This window comes from Allobosea sp. GW822-FHT03F07, assembly GCF_058801345.1.
Genome location: NZ_JBXAND010000001.1, coordinates 1,503,167 through 1,519,843, shown reverse-complemented (window position 1 = coordinate 1,519,843; position 16,677 = coordinate 1,503,167). Strand labels below are relative to the sequence as shown.

General features: G+C 66.4%; 17 protein-coding genes. 4 read left to right on the top strand and 13 right to left on the bottom strand.

The window, feature by feature from the left end; genetic code table 11:
* Positions 1-31: 31 nt before the first annotated feature.
* Complete coding sequence (locus AC1RMY_RS07260; protein WP_492863277.1) at positions 32-586, bottom strand: peroxiredoxin; 555 nt, start codon at positions 584-586, stop codon at positions 32-34.
* Positions 587-632: 46 nt separating this feature from the next.
* Entirely contained in the window at positions 633-1,478 is an 846-nt protein-coding gene (locus tag AC1RMY_RS07255) for an AAA family ATPase (RefSeq protein WP_492863276.1), read from the bottom strand.
* A 212-nt stretch (positions 1,479-1,690) separates the two neighbouring features.
* On the opposite strand from AC1RMY_RS07255, the gene AC1RMY_RS07250 reads away from it, so the two are divergent.
* Positions 1,691-3,481, top strand: coding sequence for a cation:proton antiporter domain-containing protein (locus AC1RMY_RS07250; protein ID WP_492863275.1), 1,791 nt, complete (start codon positions 1,691-1,693; stop codon positions 3,479-3,481).
* Here the strand turns inward: AC1RMY_RS07250 and AC1RMY_RS07245 are convergent.
* Positions 3,420-4,535: a glycosyltransferase family 4 protein gene (locus AC1RMY_RS07245; protein WP_492863274.1), complete on the bottom strand. Its 1,116-nt coding sequence runs from the start codon at positions 4,533-4,535 to the stop codon at positions 3,420-3,422. The genes AC1RMY_RS07250 and AC1RMY_RS07245 overlap by 62 nt on opposite strands.
* Positions 4,535-5,365, bottom strand: coding sequence for a UDP-2,3-diacylglucosamine diphosphatase (locus AC1RMY_RS07240; RefSeq protein WP_492863574.1), 831 nt, complete (start codon positions 5,363-5,365; stop codon positions 4,535-4,537). The genes AC1RMY_RS07245 and AC1RMY_RS07240 overlap by 1 nt, the downstream gene beginning before the upstream one ends.
* Positions 5,366-5,489: 124 nt before the next feature.
* Between AC1RMY_RS07240 and AC1RMY_RS07235 the strand changes: the two genes are divergently transcribed.
* The 3 genes from AC1RMY_RS07235 (at position 5,490) to AC1RMY_RS07225 (ending at position 8,104) form a co-directional block, all read left to right on the top strand.
* A complete protein-coding gene (locus AC1RMY_RS07235; protein ID WP_492863273.1) occupies positions 5,490-6,269 on the top strand; it encodes an SDR family oxidoreductase in 780 nt (259 codons plus the stop codon).
* 145 nt (positions 6,270-6,414) lie between these two features.
* Positions 6,415-7,344 carry a DMT family transporter gene (locus AC1RMY_RS07230; RefSeq protein ID WP_492863272.1) on the top strand — a complete coding sequence of 310 codons (930 nt, stop codon included), beginning with the start codon at positions 6,415-6,417 and terminating at the stop codon, positions 7,342-7,344.
* A gap of 139 nt (positions 7,345-7,483) precedes the next feature.
* The gene (locus tag AC1RMY_RS07225) at positions 7,484-8,104 is read left to right on the top strand and encodes a helix-turn-helix domain-containing protein (protein ID WP_492863271.1); all 621 of its coding nucleotides are present in this window, start codon (positions 7,484-7,486) and stop codon (positions 8,102-8,104) included.
* Positions 8,105-8,172: 68 nt separating this feature from the next.
* On the opposite strand, the gene AC1RMY_RS07220 is transcribed toward AC1RMY_RS07225, so the two are convergent.
* The 9 genes from AC1RMY_RS07220 to lysM all read right to left on the bottom strand — a co-directional run bounded on the left by AC1RMY_RS07220 (position 8,173) and on the right by lysM (position 16,597).
* Positions 8,173-8,376, bottom strand: a complete 204-nt coding sequence (locus AC1RMY_RS07220; RefSeq protein WP_492863270.1) for a hypothetical protein — start codon at positions 8,374-8,376, stop codon at positions 8,173-8,175.
* 175 nt (positions 8,377-8,551) lie between these two features.
* Positions 8,552-9,493 (bottom strand): c-type cytochrome, encoded by a 942-nt coding sequence (locus AC1RMY_RS07215; RefSeq protein ID WP_492863269.1) that lies wholly within the window; start codon positions 9,491-9,493, stop codon positions 8,552-8,554.
* A 163-nt stretch (positions 9,494-9,656) separates the two neighbouring features.
* Positions 9,657-10,088, bottom strand: a complete 432-nt coding sequence (locus AC1RMY_RS07210; RefSeq protein WP_492863268.1) for a c-type cytochrome — start codon at positions 10,086-10,088, stop codon at positions 9,657-9,659.
* A gap of 131 nt (positions 10,089-10,219) precedes the next feature.
* Complete coding sequence (locus AC1RMY_RS07205; protein WP_492863267.1) at positions 10,220-12,529, bottom strand: xanthine dehydrogenase family protein molybdopterin-binding subunit; 2,310 nt, start codon at positions 12,527-12,529, stop codon at positions 10,220-10,222.
* A gap of 121 nt (positions 12,530-12,650) precedes the next feature.
* Positions 12,651-12,965: a rhodanese-like domain-containing protein gene (locus AC1RMY_RS07200; RefSeq protein WP_492863266.1), complete on the bottom strand. Its 315-nt coding sequence runs from the start codon at positions 12,963-12,965 to the stop codon at positions 12,651-12,653.
* Between the two features lie 19 nt (positions 12,966-12,984).
* Complete coding sequence (locus AC1RMY_RS07195) at positions 12,985-14,304, bottom strand: TRAP transporter large permease (RefSeq protein ID WP_492863265.1); 1,320 nt, start codon at positions 14,302-14,304, stop codon at positions 12,985-12,987.
* On the bottom strand, positions 14,301-14,804 hold the full coding sequence (locus AC1RMY_RS07190) for a TRAP transporter small permease (RefSeq protein ID WP_492863264.1): 504 nt from the start codon (positions 14,802-14,804) through the stop codon (positions 14,301-14,303). Before AC1RMY_RS07190 ends, AC1RMY_RS07195 begins: the two co-directional genes overlap by 4 nt.
* Before the next feature lie 8 nt (positions 14,805-14,812).
* Positions 14,813-15,760, bottom strand: coding sequence for a TRAP transporter substrate-binding protein (locus tag AC1RMY_RS07185; RefSeq protein ID WP_492863263.1), 948 nt, complete (start codon positions 15,758-15,760; stop codon positions 14,813-14,815).
* 393 nt (positions 15,761-16,153) lie between these two features.
* Positions 16,154-16,597, bottom strand: a complete 444-nt coding sequence (gene lysM, locus AC1RMY_RS07180) for a peptidoglycan-binding protein LysM (RefSeq protein ID WP_492863262.1) — start codon at positions 16,595-16,597, stop codon at positions 16,154-16,156.
* Between the last annotated feature and the right edge of the window lie 80 nt (positions 16,598-16,677).

Sequence of the window (16,677 nt, the reverse complement as noted above, 5' to 3'; positions counted from 1 at the left end):
GGGTCAAACCGAGTCGTTGGCCGGAGGAATCCTACGAGCCTTCTAGTGGATGCTGCCTGAGCCAGCCCAGCACATCTTCAGCGCTCCGCTCGGGCTGCGAAACCGGGTAGAACACCGCTTCGATGCGCTGCTCGCGCAGGACCAATGTCAGCCGCCTCACCAAGCGCATTCCATCCGCCTCGAAAGTCGGCAGCCCGAGCCCATCCGTGAAGGCAAAATCCTCGTCGCTCAGCACAGCGAACGGCAGGTGCAGACGCTCCGCCATCTCTCTCTGATAGGCCGTGGACTGCGTGCTCAACCCGAACACCGCAGCCCCTTGAGCGGCCAGCTCCCCGTGGTGATCACGGAAGGTGCAGGCTTGGGGCGTACAGCCGCGCGCGCCGGGAATGATGTCCCAGCCTGCAGGCGCAGGTTTGCCGGGCTCGCTGGTGCGCGGATAGCAGTAGATCACGGTGCGGGATGCGGTCAGCGCTCCGAGCCTGATCCGGCCGCCATGGGTGGAGGCGAGCGAGATATCGGGCAAAGCGGTGCCTAGCAGGCGAGCGCGCAGTTCAGCGTCCGTTTCGTCCATAGGCTGGTCGATCAATTGCACGCTCCGTCGCGCATCGAGAGACATTGCAAGCAGAGACCTGTTACCGTCCGTCCCGCCTCACCATGAACGCCAGCTTCTCGAACAGCGACACATCCTGCTCGTTCTTCAGCAGCGCGCCGTGCAGCGGCGGGATCAGCTTGCGTGGATCGCGTTCGCGCAGCACCTCCGGGCCGATATCCTCGGCGACGAGCAGCTTCAGCCAGTCGAGCAGTTCCGAGGTCGAGGGCTTCTTCTTGATGCCGGGTACCTCGCGCACCTCGAAGAACAGCTTCAGCGCCTCTTCCATCAATCGCTTCTTGATGCCGGGGAAATGCACCTCGACGATCGCCTGCATCGTCTCCGCGTCGGGGAAGCGGATGTAGTGGAAGAAGCAGCGGCGTAGGAAGGCGTCGGGCAGTTCCTTCTCGTTGTTCGAGGTGATGATCATCACGGGCCGCCGCGCCGCCCTGATCGTCTCCCCGGTCTCGTAGACATGGAACTCCATGCGGTCGAGCTCGAGCAGGAGGTCATTGGGGAACTCGATATCCGCCTTGTCGATCTCGTCGATCAGCAGCACCGGGCGCTCGCTCGATATGAACGCCTCCCAGAGCTTGCCGCGCTTGATGTAGTTGCCGATGTCCGAGACACGCGGGTCGCCGAGCTGGCTGTCGCGCAGGCGGCTCACCGCATCGTACTCATAGAGGCCCTGCTGCGCCTTGGTCGTCGATTTGACATGCCAGGTGATCAGCGGCGCAGCCAGAGCCGCCGCGATCTCCTCGGCCAGCACGGTCTTGCCGGTGCCGGGCTCGCCCTTGACCAGGAGCGGCCGCTCCAGCCGGATCGCGGCATTGACCGCGACCGTCAGGTCCTCGGTGGCGACGTAGTTTTCGGTACCGGAAAAGCGCATGCGGAAGCCTTCTGACGAATATCGCGAAAGGCTAGCCCAGGATGCCCGCATCAGGAAACCTCCGATCAGCGAGCCCGGCGCAAGCCGACCCGGCTAACGTCTCAGGACGAAAGGCGAATTTCGACGCGGCAGGCACGACGAAGGTTGTGTTGACGCGAGCGAAACCGCACAGTCGCCGAATCCTTCATCCTCTCGAATCGTAAGGCGCCGCCTTGGCCGGAACCGTCGACCCTTCCGTCTACAAGGACGCTGCCGTGGTGCTCGCGACGGCGGGCGTGATCGTGCCTTTCGCCAAGAGCCTCAGGATCAACTCGGTCGTCGCCTTCATGGCCTGCGGCGCGGCTCTCGGCCCGTTCGGGCTCGGCGGCCTCGTCTCCTCCGTCCCGCTGCTCAGCACGATCACCGTTTCCAGCCGAGAGGCTCTTGCGGGCCCGGCCGAGCTGGGTGTCGCCTTCCTGCTCTTCGTGATCGGGCTCGAACTCTCCTTCGAGCGCCTCGTGACGATGCGCCGCCTGGTCTTCGGGTTGGGGCTTGGCCAGGTCGCGCTGTCGGCGGGCGCCATCGGCGGCGTCGCCTATGCGCTGGGCCAACCGGCCGCCGCTTCCCTGATCATCGGCTTCGGCCTCGCCCTGTCGTCCACGGCGATGGTGGTCGAGCTTCTCTCCGCCAAGAAGCGCATGACCTCCTCCGCCGGGCGCGCAAGCTTCGCCGTCCTGATCTGCCAGGACATCGCGGTCGTCCCGCTGCTCTTCCTCGTCAGCGTGCTCGGCGCGCAAAATGGCGGAGGCTCGCTGCTGGCCGGCCTCGCCCAGGCCCTGATGCAGGCCTTCGCCGCCATCGCCGCGATCGTGCTGGTCGGCGGGCGGGCGCTGCGGCCGCTGTTCCGCCTGGTCGCCTCGACCGATTCCTCCGAGAGCTTCATGGCCGCGACGCTGCTGATCGCGCTCGGCACGGGGATGATCGCGGCGGCGGCCGGCCTATCCATGGGCCTGGGCGCCTTCATCGCCGGCTTGCTGCTGGCCGAGACGGAGTATCGGCGCGCCATCGAGGTGACGATCGAGCCGTTCAAGTCCCTCCTCATCGGCGTCTTCTTCCTCACCGTCGGGATGAGCGTCGATCCGGCGCAGCTCGCCGCCCATCCCTTCGCCATCCTGGGCATCGCGGTCGGCCTGTTCGCGGCGAAATCGCTGCTCGTCTTCGGGCTCGCCCGCCTCTTCCGCCTGTCCAAGGCGACCGCGCTCGAAACCGCTATCATGCTCGGCCCCGGTGGCGAGTTCGCCTTCGTGCTGCTCAATGGCGCCGTCGCAGCGAAATTGCTCGCACAGGAGCCCGCGAGCCTCGTCCTCGCCGCCGTCTCGCTGACCATGGTGGCGCTCCCCCTGCTGGCACGCATGGCCCGCGCTCTGACATTGAAGCTCACCGTGCCAATCATGCTGCCCGACGAGGCCAAGGTGCTGCCGCCGGACGATCATTCCGCCCGCGCCATCGTCGTCGGCGGCGGCCGTGTCGGCCAGCTCGTCGGCAGCATGCTGGAGGAGCACGGCAAGCCCTATATCGTGATCGATTCCGACGCCTCGCTGATCTCGGCCCAGCGCCGGGCCGGGCGGCCGGCCTTCTATGGCGACGCCACCAAGCTGGATTTCCTGCGGCTATGCGGCCTCGACGAGGCGACGGCGCTGATCGTGACGATCGACAACCAGCGCGCGGTGGACGCCACCGTGCTGGCGGCGCGCACCCTGCGCCCCGATCTCGTCATCGTCGCGCGTGCGCGGGACGCATCCCACGCACGCCATCTCTACAAGATCGGCGTCAACGACGCCGTGCCCGAGACCATCGAGGCGAGCCTGCAGCTATCGGAAGCGGCGCTCGTCGGGCTCGGCGTGCCGATGGGTTTCGTCATCGCCTCGGTGCATGAACGACGCGATGCCTTCCGCGCCGAGCTCAAGCCGGCAGATGCCTCGGCCCCGGCTCTTCCGCGACACGCGCGTTCGCGAAGGCTGTGACGCCGGGCGGCGGCGCCACGGCCGCCCCGTTGCGCGGCATCCGGCCCGCATGCTGGCTGACGACCTGCCGGATATGGCCGTAGAACTGAGCCGCGCTGCGCCGCCAGCTATGGCTGGCCGCAAGCTCGAGGCAGATCTCGCGCGGGACGCGCAGCGCCTGGAGCGCGGCGGTCCGCAGATCCTCGTTCAGCACCGCAGCCCCGCTGCCCGCGAAGACGTCGCTCGGCCCCTGCACCGGAAAGGCCGCCACCGGCAGCCCGCTCGCCGCCGCCTCCAGCAGGACGATGCCGAAGGTGTCGGTCAGGCTCGGGAAGACAAAGACGTCCGAGGACGCATAGATCGCCGCCAGATCCTCGCCCTCGCGCGTGCCGAGGAAGGTGACATCGGGAAAGGCGCGCTGCAGATCGGCCCGCGCCGGCCCGTCCCCGACCACGACCTTGCTGCCCGGCAGCCGCAGCGACAGGAAAGCATCGAGGTTCTTCTCGACAGCGACGCGGCCGACGCTGAGGAAGATCGGGCGCGGCAGGTCGAGCACGCTCTGCGGCCGCGGATGGAACAGCGAGAGATCCACGCCGCGCCCCCAGCGCACGATCTTCTCGAAACCGTGCTGGCGCAGTTCCGCCTCGACGGAGGCGGTGGAGACCATCACGGCCGCGGCAGGTCCATGGAAGCGGCGCAGGAAGCCGTAGCTCCAGCTTTCCGGAATCGGCCAGCGCGCCGCGACATATTGCGGGAAGCGGGTGTGATAGCTCGTCGTAAACGGTCGCTTCTGGGCGAGGCAGACCGCCCGCGTCAGCCAGCCGATCGGCCCCTCGGTCGCGATATGGATATGGTCCGGCCCGAAATCGGCGACCCGCTCGGCCAAGGCGCGCTGCGTCGTCAAGGCGATACGGATGTCCGGATAGCTCGGCAGGCCGACCTGCGCGAACCCTTCCGGCGTCAGCATTCTGGGTGTGACCCCGAAATCGGGCCCGGCTTCCGCCATCCGCTCCAGCGAGCGCACGACGCCGTTGATCTGCGGACGCCAGGCATCCGTCGCGATCATCACGCGCATCAGGCGGCCTCGACCAGCGCCGGCACGGGCACGGGCCGCGCCGGGACGACGACGGGAACGGGGGCCTCGCCCTTGAGACGACCCTGCGGCCAGCGGATCAGCTCGAAGCGCCCGTCATGGTGCTCGACGAAGGCGGTGCAGCTTTCGACCCAGTCGCCGGTATTGATGTAGGTCAGCCCGTCGATCTCGCGGAAGGCGGCATGGTGGATGTGGCCGCAGACGACGCCGTCCGCCTCGTGGCGGCGCGCCTCGGCGGCGAGGCAGGTCTCGAACTCGCCGATATAGTTGACCGCGTTCTTGACCTTGTTCTTCGCCCAGGCCGAGAGCGACCAGTGCGGCAGGTTGAGCAGCCGGCGCACCTTGTTGACCACCGTGTTGGAGGCCAGTGCGATTGTGTAGGCCCAGTCGCCGAGCAGGGCGAGCCATTTGGCATTGCGCACCACGAGATCGAACAGGTCGCCATGGATGACGAGCAGGCGCTTGCCGTCCGCCGTCTCGTGGATGACCTCGTCGACCAGCGTGATCCCGCCGAACTGCAGGCCGGTGAAGTCGCGCAGGAAGTCGTCGTGATTGCCGGTCACGTAGATCAGCTTCGAGCCCTTGCGGACCTTGCGCAGCAGCTTCTGGATGACGTCGTTATGCGTCTGCGGGAAGTACCAGCCGCTCTTCAGCCGCCAGCCGTCGATGATGTCGCCGACCAGGTAGATCTGCGGCGCGTCGTAGGCGCGCAGGAATTCCAGGACGAGATCCGCCTGCGCCCCGCGCGTGCCGAGATGGAGATCCGAGATGAAGATGCTGCGAACCTGCTTCGCGTCGTCCTCGTCGCCCATGCCAGCCCGCCCGTCCTGTTGCGATGCGTCCGGCATGTGTCTGATTTGCGTTGCGCTTTGATGACGGAACCAGCGATCCGTGGTCTGTCTGCGGTTCAAGGCGCGAAGCCTTTGGAGAAAAGCCATGGATCTGGGAATTTCCGGCCGCACGGCCATTATCTGCGCCTCCAGCAAGGGTCTTGGCCGCGGCTGCGCACAGGCGCTGGCCGAAGCCGGCTGCACCGTCGTCATCAACGGACGCGACGGCGCGACTCTCGAGGCGACCGCGAGCCAGATTCGTGCCAGCACCGGCGCGACGGTTCTCACCGTCGTTGCCGACGTTTCGACCCGCGCCGGGCAGGACGCCCTGCTCGCGGCAGCCCCCGAGCCCGACATCCTGGTCAACAACAATGGCGGGCCTCCGCCGAAACCGTTTCGCGATGTATCCCGCGAAGCGCTGCTGGAAGGCGTGGTCCAGAACATGGCGACGCCGCTCGAACTGGTGCAGCGCGTCGTCGACGGCATGATCGCCAGGCGCTTCGGGCGGATCGTCAACATCACCTCGGCCAGCGTCCTGACGCCGCTGACGGGCCTCGATGTCTCCTCGGCCGCCCGCGCCGGGCTCACCGCCTTTCTTTCCGGCGTGGCGCGCGAGGTCGCCCACGCCAACGTCACCATCAACAACATCCTGCCCGGCATGTTCGACACCGACAGGCTGAAGGGCGGGCTGACCAAGATGGCCGCGATCAAGGGTATGACCGTGGAGGAGATCGCGAAGGCGCGCCGCGCCGATGTCCCGGCCGGACGATTCGGCGAGGCCGACGAGTTCGGCAAGCTCTGCGCCTTCATCGCCAGCGCCCATGCCGGCTACATCACCGGGCAGAACTTCCTGATCGACGGCGGGGCGTTCCGCGGCAATTTCTGAGCCGGTTTCCGATAGGCGGCCCGCCTCCCGCGGGCCGCCTATCGGGGTTGCACCCTTCACGCTTTGAGAGCGCGACTGGACGTGTTCTAACGACCGCCCTTTCGCGACGACGGTCGTCGCCTCGTCCTCCCACCGCGCCGGTCCGTTGTCCCCTCTTCTTGGCATCAGCCTGAAACTGATCTCGGCGCTGGCCTTCACGCTGATGGCTGCCGGGATCAAGTCGATCGCGGCGCGCTATCCGACGGGCGAGCTCGTCTTCTTCCGCTCCTTCTTCGCGCTGATTCCGCTGCTGATCTGGCTGGCCTGGCGTTCCGAACTGCCGGGCGCGCTCAAGACGAGCAATCTGCGCGGCCATATGAAGCGCGGCGTGATCGGCTCGGGAGGCATGTTCTTCAGCTTCGCCGCGCTTCAGTTCCTGCCGCTCTCCGATGCCGTGGCGCTCGGCTACACCGCGCCGCTCGCGGTCGTCGTGCTGGCGGCGCTCGTGCTCAAGGAGCGCGTGCGGATCTATCGCTGGAGCGCCGTGACGATCGGCTTCATCGGCGTCCTGATCATGCTCTCGCCGCATCTGACGGGAGGCACTCTCGCGCGCGGGCTCCAGACAGGGCCGGCGCTCGGCGCCGCATTCGGCTTGGCCGGCGCCGTCTGTTCGGCCTTCGCCTCGATCGAGGTGCGCCTGCTGACCAAGACCGAGCCGACCGGCGCCATCGTCTTCTACTTCATGCTGCTGACCAGCGCGCTCGGCCTCGCCACCATCGCCTTCGGCTGGCGCATGCCCGATCTTCAGGACGCGGCCCTGCTGGTCACAATCGGCATCCTCGGCGGCCTCGGCCAGATCCTGCTCGTCCAGGCCTATCGCTTCGGCGACGCCTCGCTGATCGCGCCCTTCGAATACTCGACAATGATCTGGGCGGTCATCATCGGCTGGTTCCTGTTCGGCGAATGGCCGGCGAGCACGATCCTGATCGGCGCCACGATCGTCATCACCTCGGGCATCTATGTCATCCTGCGCGAGCATCGCCTCGGCCTGCTCAAGCGTGAGCAGCGTGAAGTCGGCTCGACCCGCGCCACTTGAAGGTCGCCGACGGCCCTCCGTCTTGTGCGCACTGCAACAGTCGCGGCTTGCTCCGGAGCCGCGGAAAGCGCATTGTCCGGTGAGACAAACGATCGTTCGCTAACGCAAACGACATCGCATGTGAGGCAGGCTGGGCAGAATGGGTATCGAGACGAAAGAGCGTGGCGGGCGCGAGCTCGAATCCGGGGCTCAGGTCATCTCGGGCCAGCTCGGCAAGACGATCCAACGCCTGCGCAAGGCCTATAATTTCTCGCTCTCGGAGCTTGCCGAGCAGTCCGGCGTCGCCAAGTCGATCATCAGCCAGATCGAGCGCAACGAGACCAATCCGACGCTGGCGACGATCTGGCGCCTGTCGCAGGCCCTCGACATCTCGATCGAGCGCGTGCTCTCCAGCGGCGAGGAAGAGCCCTTCATCGAGAAGACCGCCCGCGCCGATACCCCCATCCTCGTCTCCGAGGACGGCAAGCTCCGCCTCGCCATCGTCGGCTGGATCAAGACGGTCGAATGGCTGCAATGGTACGATGTCCAGTCGGAGCCGGGCGGCGAGCTCGATTCCGAGGGGCACCAGCGCGGTTCGATCGAATCCCTCTCCGTCACCTCCGGCGAATTCGAGGTCGAGGTCGGCGACATCATCCAGCGCGCCAAGGCGGGCGAGACCCTGCGCTACCGCTGCGACCGCCGCCATGTCGTCCGCTGCGTCGGCGAACAGCCCGGAACCGCGCTGATGGTCTGCATCCTCAAGGCGGCGGTGATGGAATAGGCCGCGGGGGCCGGTAGCCGGCTCCGACGCAGTTCAGGGAGCCCGGTCCACGGCGCAGCCCGACACATCTACAATCCCGACGCTGCGCACTCGATCGGCTTGATCTGCCGGCGTCCGCCTCGCACGACAATCAGATCCCTTTGTCCATCCGGCGAAACCCGGATCACGCTGCCGTCCTCGTTGAGGATGTAGGCGGACATGCCGGCACGCCGCGCTCGCTCCACCTCCCTGCGCCGGAAATGCTCGACCCTCTCCTCATATGACAGTGCCATATTGCGCTCTCCTCGCTTCGCCAGCGCGTGAGCCATATGCGTTCCCGCCCGCAAGGAATGTGAGATAGCTCACAGAGCGAAGGCGTGAGGAGTTGGGCCGACAAGGAACCGCCCCGCAAGCAACCGCCCTGCAAGGATTCAAGCGCCACCGCGAGGCTGCGATCGGGCCATCGCCCTAGCCCCCGGTCTTCGCCGGGCGCGCCGGCCCCTGCACCACCGGCAGCGACTTCAGATACTCCGCCATCGCCAGCCGGTCGGCATCGGGAAGCTGCGCCATATTGCGCACCACCGCCGCCATCGTACCGCCGACGCTGTCGAAGCCCGGCGTGAAGCCGGTCTTCAGCAGTTCCGCGATCTCCTCCTTCGACCATTTCCCGAGCGCATCTGGAGCTTGCGTGATGTTCGGAACCCAGCCCTTGCCCTCCGGATCAGGCCCGCCGGCAAACCGCGTCGCCTGGACGATAGCGCCGAGCTCATTGCGGCTGGAGTGGCATTCGGCGCAATGGCCGGGACCATTGACCAGATAGGCGCCGCGGTTCCAGGCCTCGCTCTTGCTCGGATCGGGCACGAAGGAGGCCCCCTGGAAGAAGAGCAGCTTCCAGCCGCCGACGACGCGGCGGATGTTGAAGGGGAACGGCAACTCATGCGCCGGAGCACGCCCCTCGACCGGCGCCAGCGTACGGATATAGGCGAAGAGATCGGCCAGTGCCGTGGGCGGCATCAGCCGGTAAGATGTGTAGGGAAACGCCGGATAATAGTGCTGCCCCTTCGGCGAGACGCCCGCCGCCATCGCATCGACGAAATCCTGCACGCCCCAATTGCCGATGCCGTCGCGGGTATGGGGCGAGATGTTGGGCGCATGGAAGGTGCCGAATGGCGAGCCGAGCGCCAGCCCGCCGCCGAGCCTGAGCTTGTCGTCCTGGCCCGGCGTGGCGTGGCAGGAAGCGCAGCCGCCGGCCGCGAAGAGCAGCCGGCCGTTCTCGATGTCGGGAGCGGCGAGCGCGCCGATCTCCGGAGAAGGCGAGACGATGCGCGGATCGGTCAGGACATAGAAGCCCCCGAATCCCACGGCCGCCAGCAGGACCAGAGTGACCAGCAGACGGCGCAGGCGCAGCATGTCGATTTTCTCCCGATCTCACCCGCTCGGCGCCGACTTGCGGGCACGAGGTTTCTTGATAACGCGAAGCGAGCCTGAAAGCTCCCGTCCACGACAAAGCGGGCGGCCATTGCTGGCGCCCGCTTCCCGTCACGATCAGGCAACGGGCGAACCCGCGCCGAAGTCACTTCTTGATGCGATAGGTCTCGTGGCAGCCCCCGCAATTCTTGGTCACATTGCCGAAGGCGGTGCGGAACGAGGCGAGATCGGTCGCAGCTGTCGCGCCTGCGGTCGCATCGCTCTCGAACTTGGCGAGCGCCGCCTTGAAGCCGGCCTGGTCCTCCCAGATCTTCGGCGAGGCGGTGGTGTCGCCCGTCTTGGCGCTGGCCGGGAACAGGCCTTCGAACTTCTTGCTCGCCTCGACATAGGTCTTGAAGATGCCCTGCACCTTGGCTGGCTCGAAGGCTTCCTCACCCTTGGCGATCTTGGCGCCGAGTCCGGTCGCACCGCCGATCGTCTTCATCGCGGCCTTTCGATCGTCGATCTGATCGGCCTGGACCACAACAGCGGATAGACCGAGCACGAGGCCGGCAAGCACGAAAGCGGTGCGCTTCATTCAATCACCCCTAGGGAATCGGGGCGCGGAACGGCCCCTTTTGGAACCGTTCCAGATCACAACAGCTTCACACGACTGCCAAGCCATCCTCACGCGATTGAGATTTGCATTGGAGCAAATCCAATCTTGCATCAAAGCTGATACCCGGCCTCTTTGAGAGCGTTGAACACCTTCAATGGCGTCGCCGGCATGTCGATCGCCTTGATGCCGGCGGCGCGGTCGAGCGCATCGACCATCGCGTTCATGACCGCCGGACAGGCGCCGATCGCCCCCGCCTCGCCCGCACCCTTCACGCCGAGAGCGTTGGTGACGCAGCGGACATTGCGCGTTTCGAAATGGAAGTTCGGCACGTCGACGGCGCGCGGCAGCGCATAGTCCATGAAGGTCGCCGTCAGCATCTGGCCGGAGGAATCGAACTTGATCTCCTCCATCAGCGCCTGGCCGATGCCCTGCGCCGCGCCGCCATGGACCTGCCCCTGCAGCATGATCGGGTTCAGCGTCATGCCGAAATCATCGACCACGACATAGTTGACGATCTCGGTACCGCCGGTCTGCGGATCGATCTCCAGCTCGCAGATATGGGTGCCGTTCGGATAGGTCGCCTCCGGCGGCTGCCAGCTCTGATGCACCTTGAGCATGGCAGGCGTCGCGCCCGGCAGCGCCGCGATCGCGGCGAGGTCCAGCGCCTTGTCGGTGCCGACGACGCGCACGGCCCCATCGGCGATCTCGAGGTCGCCGACGCCCGCTTCCAGCTTCTCGGAGGCGAGCTGCTTCAGGTTGTCGGAAAGGATCGAGGTCGCCTTGTCGAGCGCCGCGCCGCCGACCGGAATCGAGCGCGAGCCGCCGGTGCCCGAGCCGGTCTCGACCTTGTCGGTATCGCCCTGGACGACCCGGATGCGGTCCATCGGGATGTCCAGATGCTGCGAGACGAGCTGCGAATAAGCCGTCTCATGCCCCTGCCCGTTCGACTGCGTGCCGATCAGCACGGTGACCATGCCGTCCTTTTCGAGGATCACCGTCGAGCTTTCGGGGCCGCCGCCGCCGCAGGCCTCGATATAGCTGGCCATACCGATGCCACGGATCTTGCCGGCCTTGTTGGCGGCCTTCAGACGGGTCTTGAAGCCCTTCCAGTCGGCCACGTCCATGGCGCGGCGCATATGCCCCTCGAACTCGCCGGAATCATAGACCGGCCCTGTCTGCGTCTTGTGCGGCATCTCGCCCGGCTTGACGAAGTTCAGCGCGCGCACGGCATCGGGCGTCTTGCCCGTATCGCGCGCGATGGCGTCGACCAGCCGCTCGATCAGATAGGCCGCCTCGGGCCGGCCGGCGCCGCGATAGGCGTCGACCGCCATGGTGTTGGTCAGGATGCCGCGGAAGCGCACATGCACCGCCGGGATGTTGTAGCAGCCCGGCGTCATCGTGGTGCCGACCCAGGGGATGAAGGGCCCATACTGCGAGAGATAGGCGCCCATCTCGGCCGCAAGATCGACCTTGAGGCCGACGAACTTGCCGCGCTTGTCGAGCGCCATCGTCGCGGTGGCGAGGTTGGCGCGGCCATGGGTGTCGGCGAGGAAATGCTCGGTGCGGTCCGCGACCCAGCGCACCGGCCGCTTCAGCTTCTCGGCCGCGACCATGGTCAGCGGATATTCGCGATACAGGAAGATCTTGGTGCCGAAGCCACCGCCGACATCGGGCGTGACCACGCGGATGCGCTTGGGATCGACCTTGAGGACGTAGTTGGCGAGCAGGTCGCGCGTGCCGTGGCTGCCCTGGCTGCCGAGCGTCAGCGTCCAACGCTTCTCGGCCTTGTCGTATTCGGCGATGCAGGCGCGCGTCTCCATGTAGTTGGAGGCGAGGCGGTTGTTGACGATCGTCACCGAAACCGTGCGGTCGGCCTTGGCGAAGGCGGCCTCGGTCCTGGCCTTGTCGCCCTGCTCCGCCTCGAAGGCGACATTGCCTGGCCGGTCGGGCCAGACCTGCGGCGCCTTCGGGTCGAGCGCCTCCTCGATGCCGGTGACGGAGGGCAGCGCCGTCCATTCGATGTCGATCGCCTCGGCCGCGTCGCGCGCCTGAGCCAGCGTCTCGGCGACGATGAAGGCGACGGCCTCGCCGACATGGCGAACCGTGTCGGTCGGCAGAACCGGCACGGGCAGTGGCTTCACCATCTCGCCGGAAACCGTCTTGATCAGCCCCTTGCAGGGCAGGTCGCCGAGATGGGCGACATCCTCGCCGGTCAGGATCAGCTTGACGCCCTTCATGCCGCGGGCGGTGTCCTTGTCGCGGATCTTGAAGGTCGCATGGGCATATTGCGAGCGCAGCACGAAGCCGTGCAGCGCGCCTTCGACGGCGGTATCGTCCGTATAGCGGCCCGTTCCGGTGGTCAGGCGATGGTCCTCAACCCGGCGCACCGGCTGTCCAAATCCGAATTTCATGGGGCGCATGGTCGCGTTTCCTTCAGATAGCTCGAATGAAAGACTGGATCAGGATCAAGGTCGCGTCAGCCCCGGCAAGCGGCGTGCCGCGATGCGCCCTACGCAAGGCGGAGAGACGATAAGGGAATCGTCAGTGCTCGACCGGCTCGCCTTGCATCACCCAGTCGCGGAAGCCGCCGAGATAGTGGCTGTCGATGTCGAGACCGGCCGACTGCGCGAATTCGAGCGCCCGCAGCGAGCGCACGCCGGCGGCGCAGGACATCACGATCCGCTTGCCGGGCTCATTGGGAAGGTCGGCGGGGTCGAAGCGCGAGAGCGGGCGCGAAACGGAGCCCGGAATATGGCCGGCCGCGAACTCATGCGGCTCGCGGACGTCTACGATGAGGATGGAGCCGTCTGAAAGCCCGGCCTTGACGGCTTCGATGTTGAGATCGTTCACGGTCAATGCGGCAGCTCCAGCGCTCTCAGTCCAGCAGCTTTACCAGATAGAGCGTGAGGGCCGGAAACGCCACCACGATGCCAAGACGGACGACATCCGACAGAACGAAAGGCAGAACGCCGCGATAGATCCGGGTCACCGGCACGTCGCGCGCCAGCGACGACACGACGAAGACGTTGAGCCCGATCGGCGGGCAGGTCATGCCGATGCCGACGACGATCAGCACGAGGATGCCGAACCAGATCGCGACGTCGTCCGGCGGCATCCCGAAATCGAGCGCGGTCACGATCGGGAAGAACACGGGCAGCGTCAGCAGGATCATGGCGAGCTCGTCCATGACGCCGCCGAGCACGATGTAGAACAGCAGGAGCCCTACCAGCACCGTATGGGGCGCCCAGCCCGCGGCGGCGATCATCTCGGCCGCGGCGGTCGGCACCTGCGTCAGCGCCAGGAACGCGTTGAACACCTCCGCGCCGAGCAGGATGGCGAAGATCATCGCCGAGGTCTCAGCCGTCTGCAGGATCGCCTGGCCGATCCCGGAGGCGCCGAGCGTGCCGCGCAGCACGCCGATCAGCAGCATCACGAAGGCGCCGACCGAAGCCCCCTCCGTCGGCGTGAACACGCCGCCATAGATGCCGCCGACGACGACGAAGGCCACCGCCATGGCCGGGATGATGCCGAGCAGCGGCCGCACACGCTCCCGCCAGGCGACGCGCGGCTGCGCCGGCCCGAGTTCCGGATCGCGCTGCGTCATCAGCGCGATCGTGATGCAGTAGAAGGCCGCCGCCATCAGGCCGGGGATCAGCGCCGCCTTGAACAGCTTGGCGATGTTCTGCTCGGTCGAGATCGCATAGACCACGAGGATGACCGAGGGCGGGATCAGGATGCCCAGCGTGCCGCCGACCGCCACCACGCCGCAGGAAAAGCCCGGATCGTAGCGGTAGCGTCGCAGCTCCGGCAGCGCGGCGCGGGCGAAGGTCGCCGTCGTCGCGACTGCCGAGCCGCAGATCGCGCCGAAGCCGGTGCAGGCCCCGATCACCGCCATGGCGAGCCCACCGCGCCGATGCCCGACGACGGCGGACGCCGCCTTGAACAGGTCGCCCGCGAGCCCCGAGCGCTCGGCGAAGGCGCCCATCAGCACGAAGAGCGGGATCACCGAGAGCGTGTAGTTGGCGAAGATCTGGTAGGGCGTGGTGCGGATGTAGTTCAAGAACGGGTCGAGCCCGTTGAGCTGGACGTAGCCGACGCCGCCGACCAGCATCATGGCGAGGCCGATCGGCAGGCGCAGCGCCATCAGCGCGAGCATCACCACAAAGCCCGCAATGGCCATGGAGAAACCGCTCATGCCGATGCCCTCAGCAGGCGCAGCGCACTGACGGCCGCCGCCGCAGCGACGAGCGCGGCGAGAGCCGAGCAGAGCGCGATCGGCAGATAGCTCGGCACCTGCAGGACCATGCTGTTCTCGCCCGTGGCATAGGCCGCACGCGCTCCGACCGCGAGCCGCCAGGAGATCAGCACCATCACCAGCCCGTAGACGATGTCCCAGGTGGCATCGATGCGGTGCTGCCAGCGCTGCGGCAGCTTCAGCGTGAAGGTGTCCACGAAGATGTTGCCGCGCTTGAGCTGGCACCAGGGCAGGAAGCAGAAGGCGGCGATGGCGGTCGCCATCTGCACCAGCTCGAAATCGCCGGGAACCCCGGCGCTGCCGACGAGGTCGCTACGCAGCGTCACGCTGACCACCACCGCCGCCGACAATGCGATCAGCAGCGCGCCGCCGAGCAGCGCCACCCCCTTCACCGCCCGGTCGAAGCCGGACGGTGCGATCTCCTCCCCTGTGCTTGCCATCTTGTCGGTCAGGCCGCCTTCTCATGCTTGGCGAGCGCAGCCTTCGCGCTGGCGAGCAGCTTCTCGCCGTCGAGCCCCTTCTCCTTTGTCGTCTTCAGCCAGCTCTCGATCACCGGCTCGGTGGTCTTGCGCCAGCGCGCGGCTTCCGCCTCCTCGATCACGGTGATCGTGTTGCCACGCTTGCGCACCATGTCGGACACGATGACAGCCTGCTCGTCCCAGACCTTGCCTGCCATGGCGGCAGCGGTCGCTCCCGAGTTGCGATCGATAACGGCCTTCAGGTCGGGCGCCAGCGCCTCGTATTTGGCCTTGTTCATCGCCAGCACGAAGGTCGCGACATAGAAGGTCGGCGATCCCGGGATCTCGGTGTGATACTTCACCAGCTCCTGGACCTTGATCGACGGCACGACCTCCCAAGGTACGACGCAGCCGTCGATGACGCGCTGGGCGAGCGATTCCGGCACCTGCGGCACCGGCATGCCGATCGCATTGGCGCCGAGCGCTTTTAGCGCCTCCCCGGCGAGCCGCGTCGGGAAGCGCAGCTTCAGACCCTTGAGGTCCTCCATCGTCTTCACCTGCTTGTTGGCATGAATCAGGCCGTGATCATGCGCCCACAGGCAGATCGGCTGCACATCCTTGAGCTCGTCCTTCAAATTCTGCTGGGCGTAGTCGGTCAGGGCCAGCGAATTCGGCAACGCCCGCTTATTGGCGACGAAGGGCAACTCGAACGCCTCGAGGCCAGGGAACCGCCCCGGCGTATAGCCCGGCAGCGTCCAGACCAGATCGGCGACGCCATCACGGGCCTGGTCGAAAAGCTGCGGCGGCGTGCCGCCGAGCTGCATCGAAGGGAAGATGTCGATCTTGATGCGGCCATTCGACTCGGCCGCGACCTTGTCGGCCCAAGGCTTGAGGAACTTGGCATGGCCGACCGCGACCGGCGGCAGAAAGTGATGCATCCTGAGCGTCACCTCCTGCGCATTAGCGCGCGTCACGCGCATCACGGCCGGTGCGGCGACAGCCGAACCGGCACATGTCAGAAATCGACGACGATCGAATGTCATGGCTTCCCTCCCGAGGATCTCGCCTGCGCGATTCTTTGAACGCCTGCCCCACCGGGGAAAGGCTGCTCCGCCGCATTGCGAACGATAGCATGACGGGCGGCGGAGTTCCGCCACGGACATTCATGCTCGCTTCTTTTCACCGACGGTCGAGTCAGATAGTTGCCGAGGCAACCATTATCGTCAAGGCCCCGCCGGCGACACCCTTGGCGTGAGCCGGCCCTCCTCCAGAAAAAACCGCGCCCCGAAGGACGCGGCTGTCTCACTGCGCTGAGCTCGATGCCCGTCGGCTCAGACCTTCGGCGGAATCCGCAGCACCCAGCCGGGCTGGATCAGGTCGGGGTTCTTCACCGGCGGCGTATTGGCCTTGACGATCTCGGTGTATTTCGCGCCCTGGCCCTTGCCATAATGCTCTTCCGCGATCTTCCAGAGCGTATCGCCCTTCTTCACGGTATAGAATACGGCGGCCGGGACCTCCTTGGTGACGGCCAGTTCGGACTCGACCGAGGCGACACCAGCCGTATTACCCAGCGCCAGGATGATCTTCTCGGCCTCTTCGGTGGACATCGCCTTCCCGGAGACCTTCACCTTGTCGCCGTCGACCGAGATCGAAACGTCGGACGGAAGGCCATGGCCGGCCAATTCCTTCTGCAACTCATCCGCGGTCGCGGCCTTGGCCGAGCTCGAGCCGAAGATCTTGGCCCCGGCTTCCTTGATGAAACTGAACAGACCCATGGCGTTTCCTCCATCCGTTGGGATGCCCATCAACCCCTGTCGCAACGACAAGCGCAAGACATGAAACGTGATCGATCGAA

What these genes read in the sequence shown, in the direction of transcription:
- AC1RMY_RS07215 (WP_492863269.1), bottom strand. Translation starts at nt 9,493, where the DNA reads ATGCTGCGCCTGCGCCGTCTGCTGGTCACTCTGGTCCTGCTGGCGGCC.
- AC1RMY_RS07235 (WP_492863273.1), top strand. Translation starts at nt 5,490, where the DNA reads ATGGATCTGGGAATTTCCGGCCGCACGGCCATTATCTGCGCCTCCAGC.
- AC1RMY_RS07245 (WP_492863274.1), bottom strand. Translation starts at nt 4,535, where the DNA reads ATGCGCGTGATGATCGCGACGGATGCCTGGCGTCCGCAGATCAACGGC.
- AC1RMY_RS07185 (WP_492863263.1), bottom strand. Translation starts at nt 15,760, where the DNA reads ATGCATCACTTTCTGCCGCCGGTCGCGGTCGGCCATGCCAAGTTCCTC.
- AC1RMY_RS07210 (WP_492863268.1), bottom strand. Translation starts at nt 10,088, where the DNA reads ATGAAGCGCACCGCTTTCGTGCTTGCCGGCCTCGTGCTCGGTCTATCC.
- AC1RMY_RS07190 (WP_492863264.1), bottom strand. Translation starts at nt 14,804, where the DNA reads ATGGCAAGCACAGGGGAGGAGATCGCACCGTCCGGCTTCGACCGGGCG.
- AC1RMY_RS07255 (WP_492863276.1), bottom strand. Translation starts at nt 1,478, where the DNA reads ATGCGCTTTTCCGGTACCGAAAACTACGTCGCCACCGAGGACCTGACG.
- lysM (WP_492863262.1), bottom strand. Translation starts at nt 16,597, where the DNA reads ATGGGTCTGTTCAGTTTCATCAAGGAAGCCGGGGCCAAGATCTTCGGC.
- AC1RMY_RS07205 (WP_492863267.1), bottom strand. Translation starts at nt 12,529, where the DNA reads ATGCGCCCCATGAAATTCGGATTTGGACAGCCGGTGCGCCGGGTTGAG.
- AC1RMY_RS07195 (WP_492863265.1), bottom strand. Translation starts at nt 14,304, where the DNA reads ATGAGCGGTTTCTCCATGGCCATTGCGGGCTTTGTGGTGATGCTCGCG.
- AC1RMY_RS07240 (WP_492863574.1), bottom strand. Translation starts at nt 5,365, where the DNA reads ATGGGCGACGAGGACGACGCGAAGCAGGTTCGCAGCATCTTCATCTCG.
- AC1RMY_RS07220 (WP_492863270.1), bottom strand. Translation starts at nt 8,376, where the DNA reads ATGGCACTGTCATATGAGGAGAGGGTCGAGCATTTCCGGCGCAGGGAG.
- AC1RMY_RS07225 (WP_492863271.1), top strand. Translation starts at nt 7,484, where the DNA reads ATGGGTATCGAGACGAAAGAGCGTGGCGGGCGCGAGCTCGAATCCGGG.